This is a genomic window from Flavivirga abyssicola, from assembly GCF_030540775.2.
In the GTDB taxonomy this organism is placed as follows: domain Bacteria; phylum Bacteroidota; class Bacteroidia; order Flavobacteriales; family Flavobacteriaceae; genus Flavivirga; species Flavivirga abyssicola.
In genome coordinates this window covers 4,542,600-4,564,853 of sequence record NZ_CP141266.1, presented here as the reverse complement: position 1 = coordinate 4,564,853, position 22,254 = coordinate 4,542,600, and the positions used below count along the sequence as shown (strand labels likewise).

23 protein-coding genes are annotated in these 22,254 nt (G+C 32.4%); 7 read left to right on the top strand and 16 right to left on the bottom strand.

What is annotated here, in order from left to right; all coding sequences use genetic code 11:
- Nucleotides 1-65: 65 nt before the first annotated feature.
- Together Q4Q34_RS19120 and Q4Q34_RS19115 are read left to right on the top strand one after the other, a co-directional pair.
- Nucleotides 66-293 (top strand): hypothetical protein, encoded by a 228-nt coding sequence (locus Q4Q34_RS19120; RefSeq protein ID WP_135878601.1) that lies wholly within the window; start codon nt 66-68, stop codon nt 291-293.
- Between the two features lie 9 nt (nt 294-302).
- On the top strand, nt 303-872 hold the full coding sequence (locus Q4Q34_RS19115; protein ID WP_303318023.1) for a phosphatase PAP2 family protein: 570 nt from the start codon (nt 303-305) through the stop codon (nt 870-872).
- 100 nt (nt 873-972) lie between these two features.
- Here the strand turns inward: Q4Q34_RS19115 and meaB are convergent, their stop codons facing one another.
- Nucleotides 973-2,046, bottom strand: coding sequence for a methylmalonyl Co-A mutase-associated GTPase MeaB (gene meaB, locus Q4Q34_RS19110; protein WP_303318022.1), 1,074 nt, complete (start codon nt 2,044-2,046; stop codon nt 973-975).
- An 85-nt stretch (nt 2,047-2,131) separates the two neighbouring features.
- On the bottom strand, nt 2,132-2,686 hold the full coding sequence (locus tag Q4Q34_RS19105) for a DUF2911 domain-containing protein (protein ID WP_303318021.1): 555 nt from the start codon (nt 2,684-2,686) through the stop codon (nt 2,132-2,134).
- A gap of 277 nt (nt 2,687-2,963) precedes the next feature.
- Here Q4Q34_RS19105 and Q4Q34_RS19100 point away from each other — a divergent pair, with 277 nt between their 5' ends.
- From Q4Q34_RS19100 to Q4Q34_RS19090, 3 genes are read left to right on the top strand one after another with little or no spacing between them, the layout of a single operon-like run.
- Nucleotides 2,964-3,515, top strand: a complete 552-nt coding sequence (locus Q4Q34_RS19100; RefSeq protein ID WP_303318020.1) for an RNA polymerase sigma factor — start codon at nt 2,964-2,966, stop codon at nt 3,513-3,515.
- Nucleotides 3,499-4,074 carry a hypothetical protein gene (locus Q4Q34_RS19095; protein ID WP_303318019.1) on the top strand — a complete coding sequence of 192 codons (576 nt, stop codon included), beginning with the start codon at nt 3,499-3,501 and terminating at the stop codon, nt 4,072-4,074. Before Q4Q34_RS19100 ends, Q4Q34_RS19095 begins: the two co-directional genes overlap by 17 nt.
- Nucleotides 4,075-4,084: 10 nt before the next feature.
- A complete protein-coding gene (locus Q4Q34_RS19090) occupies nt 4,085-5,611 on the top strand; it encodes a hypothetical protein (protein ID WP_303318018.1) in 1,527 nt (508 codons plus the stop codon).
- Nucleotides 5,612-5,645: 34 nt separating this feature from the next.
- Here the strand turns inward: Q4Q34_RS19090 and Q4Q34_RS19085 are convergent, their stop codons facing one another.
- The 11 genes from Q4Q34_RS19085 to Q4Q34_RS19035 form a co-directional block, all read right to left on the bottom strand.
- Nucleotides 5,646-6,332 carry a GNAT family N-acetyltransferase gene (locus tag Q4Q34_RS19085; protein ID WP_303318017.1) on the bottom strand — a complete coding sequence of 229 codons (687 nt, stop codon included), beginning with the start codon at nt 6,330-6,332 and terminating at the stop codon, nt 5,646-5,648.
- Between the two features lie 2 nt (nt 6,333-6,334).
- Entirely contained in the window at nt 6,335-7,240 is a 906-nt protein-coding gene (gene miaA / locus Q4Q34_RS19080) for a tRNA (adenosine(37)-N6)-dimethylallyltransferase MiaA (protein WP_303318016.1), read from the bottom strand.
- The gene (locus tag Q4Q34_RS19075; protein ID WP_303318015.1) at nt 7,233-8,084 is read right to left on the bottom strand and encodes an ion transporter; all 852 of its coding nucleotides are present in this window, start codon (nt 8,082-8,084) and stop codon (nt 7,233-7,235) included. The genes miaA and Q4Q34_RS19075 overlap by 8 nt, the downstream gene beginning before the upstream one ends.
- A gap of 24 nt (nt 8,085-8,108) precedes the next feature.
- Entirely contained in the window at nt 8,109-10,073 is a 1,965-nt protein-coding gene (locus Q4Q34_RS19070) for a DUF3857 domain-containing protein (RefSeq protein ID WP_303318014.1), read from the bottom strand.
- A gap of 1 nt (nt 10,074) precedes the next feature.
- Nucleotides 10,075-11,439, bottom strand: coding sequence for an exonuclease domain-containing protein (locus Q4Q34_RS19065; protein ID WP_303318046.1), 1,365 nt, complete (start codon nt 11,437-11,439; stop codon nt 10,075-10,077).
- A 90-nt stretch (nt 11,440-11,529) separates the two neighbouring features.
- Entirely contained in the window at nt 11,530-12,201 is a 672-nt protein-coding gene (locus Q4Q34_RS19060; protein ID WP_303318013.1) for a YggS family pyridoxal phosphate-dependent enzyme, read from the bottom strand.
- 12 nt (nt 12,202-12,213) lie between these two features.
- Entirely contained in the window at nt 12,214-12,684 is a 471-nt protein-coding gene (locus Q4Q34_RS19055; RefSeq protein ID WP_303318012.1) for a DinB family protein, read from the bottom strand.
- A gap of 44 nt (nt 12,685-12,728) precedes the next feature.
- Nucleotides 12,729-13,967 carry a DUF1015 domain-containing protein gene (locus Q4Q34_RS19050; RefSeq protein ID WP_303318011.1) on the bottom strand — a complete coding sequence of 413 codons (1,239 nt, stop codon included), beginning with the start codon at nt 13,965-13,967 and terminating at the stop codon, nt 12,729-12,731.
- Nucleotides 13,968-14,042: 75 nt separating this feature from the next.
- Entirely contained in the window at nt 14,043-14,408 is a 366-nt protein-coding gene (locus Q4Q34_RS19045; protein WP_303318010.1) for a four helix bundle protein, read from the bottom strand.
- Between the two features lie 94 nt (nt 14,409-14,502).
- Nucleotides 14,503-15,393 carry a 3-hydroxybutyryl-CoA dehydrogenase gene (locus Q4Q34_RS19040; RefSeq protein ID WP_303318009.1) on the bottom strand — a complete coding sequence of 297 codons (891 nt, stop codon included), beginning with the start codon at nt 15,391-15,393 and terminating at the stop codon, nt 14,503-14,505.
- A gap of 10 nt (nt 15,394-15,403) precedes the next feature.
- The gene (locus Q4Q34_RS19035) at nt 15,404-16,363 is read right to left on the bottom strand and encodes a Gfo/Idh/MocA family protein (protein WP_303318008.1); all 960 of its coding nucleotides are present in this window, start codon (nt 16,361-16,363) and stop codon (nt 15,404-15,406) included.
- Nucleotides 16,364-16,521: 158 nt separating this feature from the next.
- Between Q4Q34_RS19035 and Q4Q34_RS19030 the strand changes: the two genes are divergently transcribed.
- Nucleotides 16,522-17,163, top strand: coding sequence for a protein-L-isoaspartate(D-aspartate) O-methyltransferase (locus Q4Q34_RS19030; protein WP_303318007.1), 642 nt, complete (start codon nt 16,522-16,524; stop codon nt 17,161-17,163).
- Nucleotides 17,164-17,499: 336 nt separating this feature from the next.
- On the opposite strand, the gene Q4Q34_RS19025 is transcribed toward Q4Q34_RS19030, so the two are convergent.
- The 3 genes from Q4Q34_RS19025 to smpB all read right to left on the bottom strand — a co-directional run bounded on the left by Q4Q34_RS19025 (nt 17,500) and on the right by smpB (nt 20,501).
- Nucleotides 17,500-19,347 (bottom strand): Xaa-Pro dipeptidyl-peptidase, encoded by a 1,848-nt coding sequence (locus tag Q4Q34_RS19025; protein WP_303318006.1) that lies wholly within the window; start codon nt 19,345-19,347, stop codon nt 17,500-17,502.
- A gap of 16 nt (nt 19,348-19,363) precedes the next feature.
- Nucleotides 19,364-19,900: a hypothetical protein gene (locus tag Q4Q34_RS19020; protein ID WP_303318005.1), complete on the bottom strand. Its 537-nt coding sequence runs from the start codon at nt 19,898-19,900 to the stop codon at nt 19,364-19,366.
- A 142-nt stretch (nt 19,901-20,042) separates the two neighbouring features.
- Entirely contained in the window at nt 20,043-20,501 is a 459-nt protein-coding gene (gene smpB, locus Q4Q34_RS19015; RefSeq protein WP_303318004.1) for an SsrA-binding protein SmpB, read from the bottom strand.
- Nucleotides 20,502-20,728: 227 nt separating this feature from the next.
- Here smpB and Q4Q34_RS19010 point away from each other — a divergent pair, with 227 nt between their 5' ends.
- Nucleotides 20,729-22,222, top strand: a complete 1,494-nt coding sequence (locus Q4Q34_RS19010) for a S41 family peptidase (protein ID WP_303318003.1) — start codon at nt 20,729-20,731, stop codon at nt 22,220-22,222.
- Nucleotides 22,223-22,254 lie beyond the last annotated feature (32 nt).

Genomic DNA, 22,254 nt, shown 5'->3' with positions numbered 1-22,254 from the left:
ATAAATTTTAACTTTGCATCAGATAATTTAAGTGTGCTTTGAGCATTTATAACTTATAATTTAATATGACACTTCCAAAATTTATACTTGGCGATAATACAGAATACCCTAATGCTATTTTTGTCATTCATACAGAATTTCCTAGATTCATCATAAACCTTGAAGATGATGAAGTAGAATGGTTTGAAGACTTTGATGTTGAAGATCAAAAAGAGCTTGAAAACGAAACCGAAAACGCCATAAAATTAGCTACAGCGTTTTACGATAATGAAGTAGCAAAATATGAAGATTAGTAAATAGCGATGATTGAAAAACTTTTAGAATACGATACTGAATTATTTTTGTTCTTAAACAATCAAGGTTCTGAGCCTTGGGATAACCTATGGTTAATAATAACAAATAAGCTTACGTTTATCCCACTGTACGCTATCTTGCTCTTTTTACTTTATAAAAAATATGGATTAAAATCATTACTTGTTTTTGTTGTGGTTGTGGCTTTAATGATCACTTTTACAGATCAAATTACTAATGTTTTTAAGCGAGGTTTTCAACGTCCAAGACCTTGTGGCGAAGCTAATTTAATTGATCAAATGCGTTTTATAGCTGTACGATGTGGAAAATATGGTTTCTTTTCCGGGCATTCATCAAACTCCATGGCAGCAGCTATTTTTGCAGGTTTAATGCTAAAGCAGTATTATAAGTACCTTATTTTTATTTTGTTGTTTTGGAGCTTAATAGTGGCTTATAGTAGAATTTATGTTGGTGTTCATTACCCATTAGATATTGTATGTGGATTAGCATTTGGTGCCATTTCAGGATTTCTATTTTATAAATTAGCGAAGTATCTTTTAAAACGATTTGTACCTTCATAGTTATTTATATGTCTTCCTATTTACAAACATAGGATGACTTAGAGTATGGTAGAAACGAAAATGGATTGATAATAAATAATTAATCAGAAATATATCAAAATTACGTTAACCCTAATAAATAATCAGCCGCAGCAAATGGTGTTGTTTTGTTGGCCTCTATAAGCTGCATTTGATTTTCTAATTCTTTCTTAACTTCTTGACGATTAAAAAACACTGATTTTAATTGCTCTTCAATAGTTTGAATCAGCCAAAATTTATTTTGCTCATGTCTTTTTTCTTGAAAGTAATTGTTTTTAGAAGTAATGATTACATAATCTAAAATCAATTCCCAGATAGTATCTATGCCTTCATTCTCAAGTGCACTGCAAATAGTTACTTTAGGTTGCCAATCAGAAAGTTTTTCGGGGTAGAGATGAAGTGCTCTATTAAATTCTACTTTAGCAAGCTTGGCGCGTTTTAAATTATCTCCATCTGCTTTGTTAATAGCAATCACATCTGCCATTTCTATAATACCTCGTTTTATACCTTGCAATTCATCACCAGCACCGGCTAATTTTAGTAATAAAAAGAAATCTACCATGCTATGTACAGTGGTCTCACTTTGACCAACACCAACGGTTTCAATAATAATAACATCAAATCCAGCAGCTTCACATAAAATAATGGCCTCTCTGGTTTTTCTGGCAACACCTCCCAGTGAATCCCCAGAAGCCGATGGACGTATAAAAACATTAGTATCTTTCACTAAATCTTCCATTCTGGTCTTATCGCCTAGAATACTCCCTTTTGTTAGCGAACTACTGGGATCTATTGCCAGTACAGCAACACGTTTTCCTTTTGAAGTAATATGTTTTCCAAGAACTTCGATAAAAGTACTTTTTCCAACTCCTGGAACCCCAGTAATGCCTATACGAATGGATTTATTAGCATGTGGTAAACATGCTTTTATTATTTTATTTGCTTTTTTTAAATGTGTCGGATTTTTGCTTTCTACCAAAGTGATGGCCCTGCTTAAAGCCGTAATATCCTTATTTAAAATTGAGGATACTAGAGTATCTGTATTAATTTCAGCCCTACGTTTCTCCTTAATAGTTTTGATACTGGATTGATTGGTGATTTCAGAAATCGAAACACCTTTTTTTTCTCTAAGTGCAGATTTTTTTTCTTTTGACACGAATAAACAAATGTTTGTCTAATTTACTATTTTATTTGAGAAAATTGATTAGAACCACTGATTACTGCTACCGACGACTAAATACTTATTTAAGAGGTACAGCAACTTTTACGTCATCCCACGCCATAGTTAAGAATAAATTATCTGTAGAATTATCAAAAGCTATAGTAAATTGTTCTACAGTAGACGATAATTTCTGTACAGGAACTTCAATATTTAAAACATCAAAGTTAGCATCCCGCATAGGTCTCATATCAGAATCGACACCCCAAGGGTATTGTTTAGAATTAAATATAACAGTCCAAACGGTATCTTTTGGTACCGTCCAAAGCGTATATTTACCCATAGGTAAAGGCCTGCCTTGTACCTCAAGGGCTTGGTTGGTTTTAAAAGTGGTAGCTTCATTAGCACCCGTACGCCAAACTTTATTAAAAGGAACTAAAGCACCAAAAATAGCTCTATTCTTTTTTGAAGGTCTATTATAAAACACTTCAAGTTTTAAATCATTAAGTTTAAATTCTACAGTATCTTTAGGACTTAGACGTTGTGAAAAAATATTTTCAACAAAAAAAGAATATAGAAATAGTCCTAATGCTATTATGGATAAAAGGACTAATATACGCTTTAAGAATGTGTTCATATGCTGGGTTTAAAAGGGTATAAAGATACTTCAAAAAGAAGTAATTCTTAACAATGTTAACACAGATTTTAGAGTTTTTTTATTGATGAAGTGGTTTAATTTTTTGTTTGAAGACAAAAACAATTAACTTTTGTCCTTTTAGGGCTTTTTTGAAGTTTATAGCTGTGCTATAGAGTAATTAAAAGAAAAAAACACACATTAAATAATTTTTTTTGCAACACTAGACTTTTTTAGTCGTCTTTAAAACGAACTAACTCATAACCAAAAGTAAATTAGCATGTTTCAAGTTGACATTATTGAACAATGTAAACAAAACAATCGCAAAGCACAATTACAGTTATACAACCAGTACTGTGATGGTATGTATATTGTTGCAAAACGATTTTTAAAAGATGCTGCCGAAGCTGAAGATGTAGTACAGGAAGCTTTTATCAAAGCTTTTACTAAACTACATCAATATAAAGCAGAGGTGACTTTTGGAGCCTGGTTAAAACGTATTGTTGTTAATAAAAGTATTGACTTCTTAAAATCTAAAAAGCAACAGCTTGTTGAATTAGAAGAGGTGCACCTGAAAGTAGCTGATACTGCATATGATGACAAATGGTTAGTAGACGATGCAATTACATTAAGCGATGTAAAAATTGCAATTGATAAATTGCCCGATAAGTATCAATATGTTGTGATGCTTTATTTAATAGAAGGGTATGATCACCAAGAAATTTCAGAGATTCTAAATATTTCTGAAGTTGCTTCAAGAACGCAATTATCAAGAGGAAAAAGTAAATTACAAGAACTGTTAATACTTAAAAAAAATGGCACGAGATATTAGAGAGTTGTTTAAGGATGACAAAATAGTGCATGAAAAGATGCCTGAAAATCATCAAGAAAGATTTCTTGAAAAGTTAGAGGAGGAAATGCCAGTAGCGAGCAAATCCAAGTTTAATTGGATGCGTATGGCTGCCAGTGTCGTATTGTTAATTGGTTTAGGCTTTGGAGCTTTTAAGTTTTTACAACCAAAAGAAGAGAAGCCAATTGAGGTCGTAGCAACAGAAACTGATGAAACAAAAACCTTGGGAGATGTATCTCCTGGACTTAAAAAAGTTGAAGATTATTATTTAGCGAGTATCAATTTAGAATTATCTAAAATGAAATATACTTCCGAAACTAAAGATCTTTTTGATGGGTATTTGTTGCAATTAGATGAGCTTGATAAAGAGTATAAACGCTTATCTGAGGAGTTAACAGAGTCAGGACCTAGCGAATTAACAGTGAATGCATTAATTGATAATTTAAAGTTTCGTTTAAATCTTTTGTATCGTTTAAAAGATCAATTAAAAGAATTAAATACTTCGAGTGATATTACTGAAGAAGTAGAACAATCAATCTAAAAATCAAAAAATGAACAATACAATCATAAAAATTAAATTACTTGCCTTAAGCTTACTCATTACAGGAGGGCTTATGGCACAACAAAAATTAGAAAAAGTATCGCAATCTATTAAAGTAAATAAAGATATTACTATCGATTTAAACACCAGCCATTGCAATTTAGTCATTGATACATGGAATAAAGATGTTATCGAAATCGAAGCTTATATAGAAGGTGATGATTTAAGTAAAGAAGCCTTAGAAAATGCTTTAAAAAATTGGGAGGTAGATGTTGATGCTTCTAGTGGGTTAGTTAAAATTGAAACAAAAGGTACTGGAGGTAACTCTTGGGTATATAATTCAAGTCATAACGATAATGAGGCAGTACATGCTCTATTAGAAGAATTAAAGTTTGAATTGGCAGATTTACCAGAAGTGTTAATTGATGGGGTTGACTTTGTAATGCCAGAAGTACCGGAACTTCCTGAAATGCCACAGCTTCCCGTAATGCCACAGTTGCCAGAGCTACCTAAGTTACCAGAAGGCGTCAATGAGATTCAATTTGATTACAAGGCCTATAAAAAGGATGGCGAAAAGTATTTGGAAGAATATACTCAAAAATTCGAATCGAAATTTGGTAAGGATTATGCAGAAAAAATGGAAGCATGGGGTGAGAAATTTGGAAAAGAATGGGAAGAGAAGTATGGAAAAGAAATGAAAGAGTGGGGCGAGAAATTTGGAAAAGAATGGGAAGAAAAATACGGGAAACAAATGGAAGAATGGGGAGAGCGTTTTGCTGAAAAAATGGAAAGACAAGCTGCCCATATTGAAGCTCGGGCCAAACATATGGAAAAGAGGCAAGAGCACATAGAGAAGAGAAAAGAACATATGGAAAAGCGTGCACAAAAGCGGGAAAAGTTAGTTGAAAATAGAAAAGTTTTAATTGAAAGATTAGTTAATAAAGAATCTAGTTCTAAAATTAAAAAGACTATTAAAATTAAAATGCCTAAAAAAGCTAAGTTAAAGGTTAATGTTAGACATGGTGAGATAGAGTTTGCTGCTAATGTTGATGATTTAAAAGCAGAGTTATCACATACAAAATTCACAGCATATAGTATTAACGGAAGTTCGACTTCCGTTAATGCTTCATATTCACCTGTATATGTAACCCATTGGAACTTAGGAGAATTAAATCTCCGTTATACTAAAGATGTTGAATTAGATCATGTAAAACAAATGGTTTTAAATTCAAATTCATCTAATACCACTATAAAGCATTTGTTAGGAAGTGCCATCATTGACGGTAATATAGGTGATTTAAAAATTTTAAATATAGGAGATACTTTTTCTAACTTGAACATCATTATTCAGAATAGTAACGCAGTGATATCGCTCCCTAAAGTAAATTATAATTTACAGTATAAAGGAAATCGTTCACGTGTAAGCCATCCAAAAGAAAAACTTAACCACAATATTTCTAACTTTTCTACAGGCAGTTTAGCAAGTGGAAAAAGCATTCTTGTAAATGCAAAGTATAGCAGTGTGACTATGCAGTAGGTTCGCTTTAGTGTTTAATGATATGAAATACTCATCATTTTTCACCACAGATTATCCTCCAGAAACTAAATTTTCTTCGAGTAATGAATCCTAATTTTTTATACAACTGTATTGGGCCAAGGTTCGTTTGATCTACGTGTAAAAAAGGAACTTTATCTTTCTTCAAAATACCTTCTACGGTATGTGTGATGAGTTGTTTTGCATATCCTTTACCAGTATAATCAGGATGCGTTATTACAGCGCTAATTTCAATAAAATCATTAGTTTGCATCCGCTCTCCAGTTACAGCAACAAGTTTTTTATCCTTATAAATACCATAGTATCGTCCTAAGGTATTCGTTTTCGATTTAAAATATTCCGGATATACTAGCTTAACTAAATGAATTAAATCATCATAATGTGATTCGGTTAACTCTACAATAGCCTCTGTAATAGGATAATTTATTTTGTTGTATATAATCATTTGTAAACCTATATATTCTACAGGTTCTTTAAAATGTAATGGCATTTTAGGCTTATCGCCAACAATAAAAAAATCTGTGATTAATTTGGCGTGTTTTTCTATGGCTAGGCTTGTATCTTCATTGTTTATAAACGCTCCAAAAGGGCCATAATCTGGCTGAAAAAATTTCACATTACCATAATCTATTGCATAATCGTAATGGCAATCTGTTAAAGAGAACCAAACGGGGTTATCTAAAGGGGTTTCGGGTATAGCCATTGTCAAGAAGTATTTTGATTTATACGATTTATAATAACTTCTTCTGATGTGGTAAAATCAAACCAGAATGTATCCTCGTTCTTTTTAAACCAAGTAAGTTGACGTTTTGCAAAGCGCCGTGTATTCTTTTTAATTTCAGAAATAGCAAAATCAAGTGTCCACTCGTCATCTATATATTTAAATAATTCTTTATAACCAACCGTATTTAAGGCGTTTAAATCTTTATAAGGCACTAGGTTTTTAACTTCTCCCAGTAAACCTTCTTGCATCATAATATCTACCCGTTTGTTAATACGGTCGTATATGAGCTCTCTTTCGGCAGTGAGTCCAATGGTAATGGTTTTAAAGCGACGTTTTATTTTTCCTTTCTTTAAAAATGAGGAGTAAGGTTTACCTGTGCCAATACAAATTTCCAGAGCACGAATAACACGATGCGGATTATCAATTGCAATCGCATTATAAGCTACAGAGTCTAGCTGTTCCAAGCGTTCTTGTAAATGAGGCAATCCTTTCGTTTCTAAATCACTATTGAGGGTCTCACGGATACTGTTATCAACTTCAGGAAAATCATCCAAGCCTTTATTAACGGCATCAACATATAGTCCGGAGCCACCAACCATAATAACAATATCACGGGTTTTAAAAAGTGTATTTAAAAGACTAATAGCATCTTTTTCAAAAGCACCAACATTGTAACGGTCTTCAATAGATTTGTGATGTATAAAATGATGTTTAGCAGCAGCTAATTCCTCAGGTGTTGGAGCTGCTGTACCGATTTGCATGTCTTTGAAAAACTGACGGGAATCGGCAGATAGTATTTCCGTATTAAAATGATTAGCCAATTTAATACTCAAAGCGGTTTTGCCAATAGCAGTAGGACCAACTATGGAAATAAGTGTCTTAGTCATTATGTAAATTGTGTCCACATTTATAGCAGAACTGCGCACCATCTTTGTGTTTTTCTGCCGTACAGTTTACACAAGAAAGTGAGTTTAAATGAACTTTTTGATTTTCTGATTTTTTCTTTGATTTTTTCTGGGTACTATATTCTGCAGATACAATACCTGTTGGTACCGCAATAATACCATAACCTAATATCATGACCAAAGAGGCAATAAATTGCCCAAGAGGGGTTTGTGGTGCAATATCTCCAAAACCTACAGTAGTTAAGGTTACAATACACCAGTAAACACTCTTAGGAATATTTGTAAACCCATTTTCTTCGCCTTCAATTAAATACATAATAGTACCTAAAATAATGGCGATTATAAGTACTGCGAATAAAAACACGGATATTTTAGCCCGACTTGCTTTTAAGGCATTGACCAGATTATTTGAAGCCCCTAAATAACGTGCCAGTTTTAATATTCTAAAAACTCTAAGTAACCGTAACGCTCTTAATGCAGCAAGCGCATGCACCCCTCCAAAGATTAATGATATGTATTTAGGTATGGTAGATAATAAATCAATAATACCATAAAAACTTGTTATGTATTTAAAAGGCTTTTTTACGGTTATAATACGAGCTATATACTCTACACTAAATAAAATGGTAATAATCCATTCTGAAATATTAAGAAAGTTATGATACTTAATATCAATGCTATTTACACTTTCAAGCATTACTAAAATAATACTGGCTATAATAGTAATTAGTAAAACAACGTCGAATAGTTTGCCCGCAGGAGTCTCAGCTTCATAAATAATATCGTGAAGTTTTGTTTTCCAGTACTGTTTTTTGGGTGTATCCATGTATTCAAAAGTAAGAAAGATAGATTACTTTTTCTTTAAAAGTATCAGTGAATTCATTTGAATATCTACAATTTTACTCATATACTCTTTTAAAGCAGGGTAATATTCTGGTTCGTAAACAGCCTTGTTAAAAGTTATGTTTAATGTCATAAAAATAGAATTGCCAAAAGCTTTAGTCGAGAAAACAACTCTACCTAAATTATTTGGTAAGGCAATATTCTTTACTTCTGGATATTCGGTAACAGCATATTTTGTGTCATCGAAATTAAATTTAAAGGAATAAAAATAGGCATCTTTATAACCAAAATCAATAGGGTATGTTCTTTCCTGGAGTTTAAATGGGTTTTCGTTAAAAAACTTAACAAAAAACGGATTTAAATAAATATTGTCTCCAGTATCTTCATAATTATACTCAATGTGATAGGTTTCTTTAAAGTCTGGACTTGTTATGCCACTACTAGAAACCACAAAATCTGAAATATCCAAATAAGGAAACTTGTTTTCTAATTCTTGTAGATAAGCATCTTCATTTTTATAATATGATTTTTTATAATTTAAGGCGTGGTATCCCGTTCGTTTTGACTTTATGTTTCCAGAAATAATGTCGTTTTCATCGAGATGCAATTCTACATTATAATAAACTTTTGAAACTTGGTTTGGTTTTATGTCTACCCATTCACTACCATTTTTAAAATCCATGAGTCTGCCATAACCATTTAAGCATCTAAAAGGGATATCACCAAAACATAAGTAATTATCTGTGGCATCTAAATAATAGATTTTATCATTTATGGTAGCTTGAACAATTAAATAGTTAAAATCTGAAATGATAGGAAAAACTTTTGTTGCAAAACCATTTTCTCTGGTTGATATTAATACAGGTTTTACATTAATGCTAGCCTCTTTTAATAAATTATGAAGCAAAATATTTATTGATGATACATTTCCGGATTTGTTTTTAATTAAATCTTTAATGGAAACATCTTTAAATATCTCATAGTCTCCATTCCATGTGTAGGTTTCTTGAATGTATTTATAAATAGCGTTAGCCTTTTTTAGTAAATCATTTTCATTAATAATTTCTGGAGTCAGGAAATCTTCTAAATCTATAGATTTTGATAATTGTCTCCCTATATCTTTATCTGTTTTAAATTCTCTGTCAACAGTTTTCCATGTTTTTGTATAATCATTTACTCTGCCATCAAAACCTCTAAAGGTCTGTAATTCATACTCTATTCTTGCTAAATAATTACTTTTAGAGGTCATATAATCTTCTTCTATAAAAGCTGGGATATCTTTCATAGCATAAACACTATTGGCACAATTTGCACTACCGCCTCTGGAATTTTGAAGGCAATCCTTTTCTACTTCTGATGTATTTGTTGTTAGTTTTTTACCACCTACTAACTTAATGTTATAATACCAGTTACCAGGAATACTGGTTCTGTATTCGCTGTATAAAGTTGGTACATCGCTTTGAAAATTCCATCCTTTGTAATTGAACATAAAAGGAGAGATAAGCGTATAGCTATAGGTTATTACAGATCCTTCTTTAATATTGGGGAGTGTAAATTTAACAAAGGTGTGGTTTTCGTCGTGTTTCTCTCTAAAAGTATCCTTTTTAAGTAATGACGTTTTAATGACTTTTCCATCTACTAGATTATAAGTGGTCGCAACAATTTTTTCTACTTCTTGTTCGCTGTTCTCGTTATTATATAAATGAATAGAAACGTTAGCTTTATTAAAACCTTCTTTATTTAATATCTTTATTTTTTGTTTTATCTCGGTTCTTAAGTCATAATCAGACCTATCCACAAAGCTATTTCCATGTTTATATATTATTAGTGCATTAGCTGTAGAATCTTTTTCAAAAGTATTGGTTTTTAGATCTCCTAAAGTTACTCTGTAAGAATCGGAATGAAAATTTGATTGAGAAAAAAGAGTTAAATTAGAGAGAAGTAAAAAGGATAAGAAGATGGTTTGCTTCATACTAATCAAATATAATTTGTTTTACTTTTTTATTTTTACGAAGGTAGTTTTGAATAATATGCTGTGTGTCGCGATTATTATTCATAGGGGTGATAATAGATTCTAAAACCTCAATATTATTGATTTGATAGTTAAGATTAAAAAAGCCCAATCCTTTAAATACACCATTTTCAATGAGTATGGCACTGTGTTCATCAATATCACGCCCTTTATCAATAATAACCATGTTTTTGTTGGAGAAACTGTTTTTAGACAATAATAACTCTACTCTTTTATTATAAGTTTCTGTAGGTTCTTTTTGAATGCAAGCCCCTTCGCATGTTTTTATATCATAGTTAAAACAGCTTGTTTTTGTTTTATATATACCTGTTAGCTTTTGACATAATTTGTACTCCTCAATAGCTTTATTGATAAAACTCTTACCACTTTGTTTATTACTAAAAGTCGTGATTGGTTTTTTACGTCCGTCTGCAACATCGATTTTTAAATTTATATAATCGTTTTCATCCTTAAAACTATATAAGGCATGTGTAAAGCTGGTTCGGCGCAATGCTCTGTTAAATATAGGTTTAACACGTTTTATTTCTTCACTTTCTTTTAAGAGTGCAACTAGTTCACTACCTGTCGCTTCATAAGTAACAGCGGTAACTTGAGCTTGTATTTTTTTTGATTTTTGGTTTGTACTTGTAAAATGCTGATTGATACGTTTTTTTATATTGTTACTTTTTCCAATATATATAATATCTCCATTAGCTTTATGAATGTAGTAAACACCAGTAATATCAGGTAAATCTTTAATAATATCTATATGTCTTGGTTCTAACTGATGTTTTGGATTTAATCGTATAGATTCCTGAATAATGCTTTTAGTACTGTCTTTATCCAAGAGCATTTTAAATAGCTTTACTGTTGCCAAAGCATCGCCAGAAGCACGATGTCTGTCTGTTACAGGAATACCAAGAGACCTAACTAATTTACCTAGACTATAAGAAGGTTGGTCGGGAATTAAATTTTTTGAGAGCTCTACAGTGCAAAGTGATTTTCTTTCAAAATCGAATCCTAGGCGGCTAAATTCTGTTTTTAAAATTCGATAATCAAATTGAGCGTTGTGCGCTACCAAAATACAATCGTCTGTGATTTCTACAATACGTTTGGCAACTTCATAAAATTTAGGTGCATGGCGCAGCATATTGCTGTTTATACCAGTTAGATTTACTACAAAGGGTTGTATCTCACGTTCTGGGTTTACCAGACTTATAAATTGATCGACTACTTCATGACCATCATATTTATAGATCGCAATTTCTGTAATGCCTTCTTCATTATACTTACCTCCGGTAGTTTCTATGTCTAATATTGCGTAAATTGTATACTGCTATTTATTTGTTGTTAAGCTGTCATTCTGAACCAGATGAAGCATCTTTTTTAAGATATTTCGACTCTGCTCAATATGACATTAAATTGAATAATTTCGTTCACCAAATATACTACTTCCAACTCTAACCATTGTACTACCACAATTAATTGCTAATTGATAGTCTCCACTCATACCCATACTTATGGTCTTTAATTGATAATTGTCGGTACTTGTTAGTTTTAAATTTTCAAAAGTATCTTTTAAATAGTTAAATTCTTTTTTTACCTGATTTTCATCATTAGTAAATGTTGCCATTCCCATAAGCCCTACGACCTTAATGTTTTTTAATTTTGAAAACAGGTCTGATTTTATAATTTCTGAAGCTTCATTTGGTGTCATTCCAAATTTAGAATCCTCTGAAGCAATCTTTATTTGAAGCAAACAATCTATCACTCTATCATGCTTTAAAGCTTGTTTATTTATTTCTTTTAAAAGTTTGAAATTATCTACACCATGAATTAAGTGCACAAATGATGCCATATATTTCACCTTATTACTTTGAACGTGGCCAATCATATGCCATTCAATATCTTTGGGCATGGTTTCATGTTTTTCTACCATTTCCTGAATCTTGTTTTCTCCAAAAATACGTTGCCCAGCATGATAAGCTTCCATTAGATCGCTTACAGGTTTCGTTTTTGAAACAGCAACAAGTGTTACATGTTCTGGCAATGATGTTTTTATGTTTTGAAGGTTTTGTGTTATACTCATTATTAAATAAAATTAATCCCAAATAAGGGGTCTTTCAATATTAATAGTTCTTAAGTAGCTTAACATTTGCCCTGTATGTACGGATTCATGATAGGCGATGCGGTTTAAGTAATCTCCAAGTATCTTACTTTGTCCAACTTCATTACGTTCAATTCTAATTTGTGCTAAATCTAACGAATCGAAATTTTTAATCATATTAATAAAATCGTTTCGGTACGTTTCTGCAAACTGAAGCTCATCGTTTATACTTTTGTATGGCAGACCTTCCCAAGGGGATTTATAACCCCCCAAGTTACCTCTATGCTTTATAATCATATGAAATAAATGCTCTCCTTCCAGTACATGTCTTATCATCTCTATTATTGTAAAGGCTTGATTGTCTGGTTTCCAATGTAAATGTTCTTCTGGAATACCTTGCCAAAGTTTTATGCTTCGTCTTCTAATTTCAGAAAAATTTAGCAGGATAATTTCAGTTGCATTCATTAAAAATTGTTTGATAAGAAGGTAAGTAAATTTATACTAATATTTTAAAATTCATAAATAGTAACACCACTTCGTAATTTAGGCTCTATAAAAGTGCTTTTAGGCGGCATGGTTAAACCAGCATCAGCAATGGCTTTCATTTCTTTAACAGTAATGGGGACTAAGCCAAAACCTACTTTAAACTCACCATGATCTACTTTATTTTTAATATTAACTAAATCATTCTTACCATGTGAGTAATCAATACGGGTATCGTTACGTACATCTTTAATACCCAAAATAGGTTCTAAAATGGTTTTGTATAAAATATGAGTATCTAAAGCTTCTAAAGCGTTACTAAATTTATAATTACTTTTTCTTAAATATAAGGAATAAAATTCCCCATCAAGATACATGCTAAAGTGATGTTTGCCATTTGGTTTATATAATTCACTGCCTTTATTTTCAATACGATACATCCTATCGAGTTGAATTAAAAATGTTTCTTTGGATAACCCATTTAAATCTTTAACTAGTCTATTAAATTCATGAATTCTTAAATCAGATTCAGGAATTAAATAACTCATAAAATAATTATAGGGTTCGTTACCTGTGTGTGTGTTGTTTTCAGATTTTAGATCTTGAGAAAGTAGATATGAAGAAGCAGATCTATGGTGACCATCTGCTATGTATATGGTGTTAATTTTTTCAAATTCATTTCGAATGCGATCAACTAATTCAGGTTCGTCAAGATTCCATAAATAATGAGTATCTCTATACGTCGTTGTAAATTCAAATTCTGCTCTATTTTTTTGAACATCTGAAATAATACTGGAAATAAGGGTGTTGTCTGGGTAGGTTAAAAGTACGGGTTCTGCATTAAAACCTACTGTTTTTAAATAATCTTTAAATACATTTTCTCTATATTCAATAGTATCTTCATGTTTTTTGATGATGTCTTTTTCATAATCCTCGGAACTTGCAGCAGCAACAATTCCTGAAAAAACATGGCCTTCTCTATTTACAATTTTATAGACATAATAGTTAGGTTTTTTATCTTGAATAAAAATAGCATCTTCTTTAAATTCCAAATAGCGATTTCTAACCAAGTCATATCTTTCTTTTCCAGAAATATCCTTATGATATTTATAGCCTGGGTTTATAATATGCAAAAAAGAAAACGGATTGTAACCCATTCTCGATTCACGTTCTGCTAACGTATATGTTTGGTATGAACGGGCGGCAACCAGACTGACTTTGTCTCGGGTTGGTCTGACTGCTTTAAATGGTAGTATTTTTGCCATGTTTTTTAGTGTTCAGTAATCAGTGTTCAGTGATCAGTGTTCAGTAAACAGTAAACAGTGATCACTATTTAGGTTTTATTTACAACCGAACTTTCCAGGGTTTTGAATCATATAGTTGATTAGTTTTCCTACCTCATTGCAATCACTCATGAGGTCATTAAAGGTTTCTTTGGAAATGTATTCGCAATGTAATGAAAACTCTAACCACGTTTGAGTTTCTGAGTTTTCTGCGTCACTATCAGTTAATTTACTTATAAAGTGTTTAGGATATAATCTTTTTCGATATGCTTCCGAAATATTGACGGATACACTTCTTGAAGACCTTCTAATTTGATCTGTAAGAGAATAAGTTTCTTCTTTAGGAAAGTGTTTTGATAAATGAAAAATTTTCATTGCTAAATCAAATGATTTTCTATAAGCCAATAAATCTTGAAACTTCATTACCTGAAATTAATTTAATAATTATTGATTACTGTCAGCTAACTACTGCCAACTGAACACTGAACACTGTTTACTGAACACTGAATATCGATCACTATTTCAAAAACTGCTTAGCCACATGTTCCGCTTTTCTGCTTTCAGAATAATCATAAAAGCCTTCTCCGGATTTAACACCTAATTTACCTGCTCTAACCATATTTACTAATAATGGGCAAGGTGCGTATTTTGGGTTTTTAAATCCATCGTACATCACATGAAGTATAGATAGACAAACATCTAAGCCTATAAAATCTGCTAATTGCAAAGGTCCCATAGGGTGTGCCATACCTAATTTCATAACGGTATCAATTTCATTCACACCGGCAACACCATTATAAAGTGTTTCTATAGATTCGTTAATCATGGGCATTAAAATACGATTTGCTACAAAACCAGGGTAGTCGTTAACTTCAACAGGAACTTTACCTAAAGTCTTAGACATAGCCATGATATTTTTAGTGACCTCGTCACTCGTGTTATAACCACGAATAATTTCAACTAATTTCATAATAGGCACAGGGTTCATAAAATGCATGCCAATAACCTTATCTGGTCTGGATGTTACTGCGGCTATTTGTGTAATTGATATGGAAGATGTATTGGTAGCCAGAATGGTATTGTTTGAGCAAACATCGTCTAATTGCTTGAATATTTTAAGCTTTAAGCCTACATTTTCAGTAGCAGCTTCAACAACTAAATCTGCAGAAGAAACCCCTTCAGAAATACCTGTAAACGTGGTAATATTTGCTAACGTTTTAGTCTTATCTGCTTCAGAAATTTTTTCTTTCGCGACCATTCTATCCAAATTTTTGGTAATGGTAGCCATCCCTTTTTCTAGTGAAGTTTCGCTTATATCGATAAGTTTTACCGTAAAGCCACTTTGTGCAAAAGTGTGAGCGATGCCATTACCCATAGTACCGGCTCCTATAACTGCAATGTTTTTCATGTAAATATTTTTAAAAACAATTTATTATTTGAGTTGCTACTCTTAGTGCTTCTGTACCGTCGTGAAGCGTTACAATAGGGGAAGTGTTATTATTTATAGCGTCGGCAAATGTCTCTAATTCATCTAGAATGGCATTGTTTTCTGATATCTCTGGATTATCAAAATAAATTTGCTTTTTTACGCCTTCGGCATTTTGAAGTATCATATCAAAATCTCCAGGTTGTTCGGGTGCATCTTTCATTTTAACAACTTCACATTTCTTCTCTAAGAAATCTACAGAAATATAAGCATCTTTTTGGAAGAAACGTGCTTTACGCATTTTCTTTAAAGATATCCTACTAGCGGTTAGGTTGGCGACACAGCCGTTTTCAAATTCAATTCGGGCATTTGCAATATCTGGTGTATCACTAATTACCGAAACACCACTAGCTGTAACATTTTTCACTTTAGAACTTACAAGACTTAAAATAATATCAATATCATGAATCATCAAATCCAATACGACTGGCACATCGGTTCCCCTTGGGTTAAATTCTGCCAAACGATGAGATTCAATAAACATAGGTGATTTAATATCATCTTTTACGGCCATAAAAGCAGGATTAAAGCGCTCCACATGCCCTACTTGTCCTCTAAGATTATGCTCAGACAGTAACTCTCTAATATGTTCTGCTTCTTCTACGGTGTTGGTAATCGGTTTTTCAATGAATATATGCCTGCCTTTTGCAATGGCTTGTTTTGCACAATCGTAATGCGAAAGTGTTGGTGTGACTATATCTACCACATCAACAGCATCAATAAGTGCTTCTATGGAATTAAAAAATTTATAACCAAACTCGGTTTCTACTTTATGACCGTTTGTTGCATCAGCATCATAAAAACCTACGAGATTATATTTTTTTGATTGATTAAGGAGTCTTAAATGAATTTTTCCTAAGTGTCCTGCACCTAGTACACCAACGTTGAGCATAGTTTTTACATTTTCAACAAAAATAAGATATTTAGAACATGAATTTGATTATTTACAGCTTATTTTTTGCTTATTTGATGTCTAAAATAAATTTTACATATTTTGTTTTCATCTTGAAAATGTTTAACTAATTTTAGCATTAATAAACCAACCCAACATTGAAAGATACTTTTAAACACAAAGGCTTACGCCAACAATTGGTTAATGTTTTAAAGGCCAAAGGAATAACAGATGCAAATGTTTTAAACGCTATAGGTAAAATACCAAGGCATTTGTTTATGGATTCTGGTTTTTTAGATCATGCCTACCAAGATAAAGCGTTTCCTATTGCAGCAGATCAAACTATTTCGCAACCTTATACCGTAGCATTTCAAAGTGAATTGTTACAAGTTAAGAAAGGCGATAAGATTTTAGAAATTGGTACAGGAAGCGGGTATCAAACGGCAGTTTTGTGTGAATTAGGTGCTAAGGTTTTTAGTATTGAACGCCAGCAAGAGTTATTTAAAAAGACGAGCAAGTTTTTACCGAAATTAGGATATCGTGCAAAGAAACTTATTTTTGGTGATGGTTATAAAGGGTTAGTTGATGAAGCACCTTTCGAGGGTATTATTGTTACTGCGGGCGCGCCCTTTGTCCCAAAACCTTTGTTAAGTCAATTAAAAATAGGAGGTAGGCTGGTTATTCCTGTAGGTGATAATGTGCAAATTATGACAATGTTTACCAGAAAAGGACAAAAAGAATTTTCGCAAGAAGAATTTGGTGAGTTTCGTTTTGTGCCTTTGTTAGAGGATAAAAATTAATTGAGAAAAAGGTGAAGCTGTCAAAAAAATGGCATTCAGAGCTAAGCGAAGAATCTCTTGAAATTTTTATGCTTTTAACGTGAGTTCGATTTAAAATAAACATATCTTTAACGATAAGCCCACTAATAATGCTACTTGTCGCCTTGAGCGCAGTCGAAAGGTCATTGAATTCTACAAATTTGAATGGGTTTCGACTGCGCTCAACCTGACACTTGAGGTTAAGTCTTTGATTATCAAAATAATAACTATATCGTTACATCGAACTCACGTTAATTTATAAGATTCTTCGCTGCGCTCTGAATGACAAAGACGATGTTATTTTAAATTTATTTCCATTTACTCTCCAAAAGCCCCATTAAACCCATCAACCCCACCAACAACAGGTAAGATCAAATTAGTACCATCCAAATCAACAGTCAGCTCAGTTCCAGCTTTTGGGTGTAAAGTAAATTCTTTATCACTAGAAAAAATCATCAAACCTATTTGTTGCCCTGCTTTAATAATTTGATCATCTGGCATTAAATTAAAAGACACTTCGTAAAATTTTCCAGGTTTTAAAGGTTTACTTTCGGTTAATGATTTATGATTTTGAGGATCTGCCCAGCCACGTGTAATGATATTTTCAGTAATTGCTGCACCTTGTTGCTCATTCCAGGGAAGAGATACTAACCAAACAGATAAATTAGCTGCAGGTTTGCTACTCGCTAATTTCACGGTTACTTTAGGCACTCCAGAAATATGAACATCTTTAGTTAATTTAGGAGTTGCATAAAGTAAACGATGCTTAGAATTTTCTGCTGTTGCCAGATCTTTACCAGAAAATGAATAATCATCAACCAAGGTTTCACGTCCTTGATTTTTCACTTTAGAGGTACTCAATCCACCAGCTCTGGGAACACCAGCTGTTAGATAAAGTTTCACATTGGATGCTTCTGGATTTGGGTAATCTTTATAAGCTGTAGGTTCAGACATGTCGTCATCTTCACGAACAATCCAGGCTTTCGCATCATTTTCAATACCATTTTCAACACCATGTAAATAACGAGTAAACCAGCGATTCATCAATTTAATAGGAGGTGGGCCACCATGCCCGTTTTGATGATAAAATATTTGAGTTGGAAGTCCCATTTTTTTTGCTTTAGCATATAAGCCATAGCTGTGTTCTGTCATTACGTTCCAATCATTAAAACCATGAGACATCAATAAAGCAGCCTTCATATTCTGGGCATTATCCATTAAATTACGTGTTTCCCAGAAATCATTATAATCCCCAGTAATTCTATCTATACCGTTTTTCATTTCGGTATCTCTAATAGTTTTATTATTGTACGGGCGATTAGCTTCTGCACCGCTATGGATAAAATCATAAAGCACATCAACATCCTCTCCCAAATACCCACCAGGAGATCTTACTAAGCCATTAGACCTATAATAGTTGTAAAAAGAGGTTACAGGTGCAATAGGGATTATAGCTTCTAAACCATCAACACCCGTTGTAGCTGCTGCCACTGGTAGTGTGCCGTTATATGATGTTCCTGTCATACCTACTTTTCCAGTAGACCAATAGGCTATAACAGGTACATTTCCATCAATAGTTTTATAACCTTTTATACGTCCGCAAAGCCAATCAATAACTGCTTTTGGGGCTAAAGATTCATTTTTGCCCCCAACTGTTGGAGCCCCTTGTGAAAGCCCAGTTCCAGGAGAAGAAGAGTGTACCACAATATAACCTCTAGGAACCCATTTTTGTATGTGGGAATTAGATATGATTGGACGTTTACCTACTCGGGTTACTTCGGCATGAATGCGTTCTTTTGCTGTGTCCCCAAGCTCGTGGTTTACATTCCAAAAAAGCCCGTCAATATTTGGTGCAACACCTGCAAAATACGGACTGGAAATATAAATAACAGGAAGTTTTAATTCTTCGCTTTCGGTTTGTTCTGGTCTGGTAACAGCAACATGCATACGGTCCAATTTACCATCACCATCAGTATCAAAAGTTGTTTCTACCCATAAATCATGTCTAATCCATTTACTAGGATCGTTAAATGCTTCTACTATTTGTGCTTCACCATCTTTAAAAATAGGTGTTGTTTTTGTGTCTTGTCCTAAACTTGAAAATACGCCGGTAATAAATAAGGCGTATGTTAATAGTATAGACTTTAGTCTTACAGAGGAATTCATGTTTTTTAGTTGTAATTTATTCGTTAGGAAGATAATTTTCAGGAATTTTATTTTCATTGGTTTCCTGAGTCCAGAAAATATTGATAACCCACCAACGTTTGCCATCATTTAAAAGCTGAATACTATTGATGCCTCTCATAAATGGCTTTTTATCGTCTTTGCTATAAAAAGCTTCATAGGTACTAAACACCTGGGTAATATTACCAAAAGTACTGACTTCTCTGTGTATTTCTTTTTCAAAAAAACCATGTTCAACAAGCCATTTTCCCGAACTTTTAACATAATCATCAGGAGACATATAGCGTACTTTAATTTCACCTTCTTTATTCTTTCCGGAGGGGATTAATTTTGCATTAGGTTTAAATAAAAATTTAAATAGCTCCCAATCCCTCTTAACACCTCTTTCTCCCGAAATAACAGCATATAATGTTTTTATAGTACTATCAAGTGTTTTTACTTTTTCAGAATAGTCTTTTGCTTCTTCTTTTTTTTCTTGTGATGCTCCAGATAATGTTACAATACACAATAGTATAATGGATATCGTTTTTTTCATCTTAAAATATGGTAAAACTTATTTGCTTAACAAAGTAAAGCATTTGTTGGTCTTTAATCGTTAATGCTTTCTTAAATTTAAGCATCTTTTATCGAAGAATGTATTAAAGCTGGCATCGCTTATTTCAGTAAAATTCAGGAAATTATTTGAAGTTTTTCTTAATTCTATCCAAATCACGTTTATTGTCCCGATCCTTAATGGTTTCTCTTTTATCATACAGTTTTTTACCTTTCGCTAAAGCAATGTCCATTTTAGCGTATCCTTTTTCGTTTATAAATAATCGTAAAGGAATAATAGTGAGTCCTGTATTTTGAACTTCTTTTAGTAATTTTTTTAGCTCTCGTTTGTTTAGCAATAGTTTTCTTTCTGCTTTAGGACGATGATTGTAATAATTACCAAAAGCATATTCTTCAATAGTCATATTGATAACAAAAAGCTCTCCTTGCTCATTAAACTCACAAAAACTTTCAGCTATGGAAGCTCGGCTACTACGTATGGATTTAATTTCTGTTCCAGTTAGCACGATTCCCGCAGTATACTTGTCTAATATTTCATACTGAAAGCGTGCTTTTTTGTTTTGTATGTTAATGTTTTTTTGCATGGAGCACAAAACTACATAATTTTATGAAGTTATTTATGTGTGAAACTATCGAAAAATTGAATAAGTCGTTAAAGAATTATTAATTGATTATACTTTTAAGTAAATACAATTACTTTAGCAAGAGGAATTCAATTTAGTATATGAGAAAGGCCGTTTTATTACTTTTCGTTTTTTTTGTTTTGGTCTCTTGTAGGAGTCTCAAAAATCATAATGAACAAATTACGAAATTGCATGATGTTATTGATTTACACGAAGATATAGATAAAGTATATAGTCAATTAAAAAAACATCATCCTAAATTATATCAATACACCTCCAAAGAAGTTTTGGATTTTAAGTTTGATAGCTTGAAACGCACCATTATTACACCAATTAACTCTAGGGAATTCTATAAAAAGTTAGCACCAGTAGTATCTCAGGTAAAGCAAGGTCATATTTCTTTAAGTTCCGCAAATAAGTGGTACACAAAGAAAGAACGTAAGCAATTGCTTAAGAATAAATTTGAGTTTTATGCTTTGGATTTTGAATATTTAGAAAACAAGCTATGGGTTAAAAATACCAGAGGAAAAGATTCTACAATGGTAGGTAGTGAAGTGGTTAAAATTGAAGAGGATTTGGTTTCCGATTTAATAGGTGTATATAAAACACGTTTTTCTTCAGATGGTTATAATACTACATTGCATAATAGATACGTAGGACGGCATTTTTCTAATTTTTATTATAAGGATAAAGGGTTTGTAGATAGTTTAAGAGTTACTTTTAAAAACAAAGACTCCTTATTTATTAAGACGTTTAGAAGATTAAAAAAGAAAGAAAAGTCTAAAAAGCAAGACTCCACAAAAACTAAAAAGCGTGTAAAATTAACTTCTGAAGAGAAAAAAGCAAATCGATTGGCTTCTAAAAAGAAGCGGAAGTTTAATAGGAAACATGGTTTTATAAAAAAGAATAAAGAATATACACGAAATTTCGGCTTTGTAAAAAAAGCTAAAGGTGTGGCTTATATGAAGCTAAGAAGTTTTACCAATGGAAATTATAAAAAATTCTATAAGGAAAGTTTTGCAAAATTAGATTCGGCAAAAACAAAATATTTAATCTTGGATTTAAGAGATAATGGAGGAGGGAGAATCGCCGAAATTGATTATCTGTATTCGTATTTAACCAAAGATAAATATAAATTTATAGAAGATAGCGAGGTAAATAGCCGAGTCCCATTTTTGAAATTTTTAATGAGTAATACGACTCCAAATAGTTTAAAAATATTGTCAGGTATTGTATCTCCAATAATCGTAGTTCAGAATTTAATAAGAACAAGAAAACGAGATGGTAAGCTGTATTACAGGTTTAGGCAAACAAAGGTTAGAGCCCCTAGGCCTTTACATTTTACCGGACACATTTATGTATTGATTAATGGAAATTCATTTTCGGCTTCCTCTTTAATCTCAACGCATTTAAAAGCAACCAAGAGAGCTACTTTTGTAGGGGAAGAAACGGGAGGCGCCTATAATGGTACAGTTGCGGGCATTTATAAAATATATGAATTGCCAAATACCAAACTAAAGATAAGGATGGGGATGATGCAAGTAGAAGCGCCACAAAAACAAAATCCAGACGGTTATGGTGTTAAACCAGATATTGAAATTTTACCAACAGTTAACGATAGAAACTTGAAAAAAGATTCAGAATTAGAATGGGTATTAAATGATATTAAGGAGAAGGGATGATTTTATGGGATTCATAAGAATGATTGTTTAAT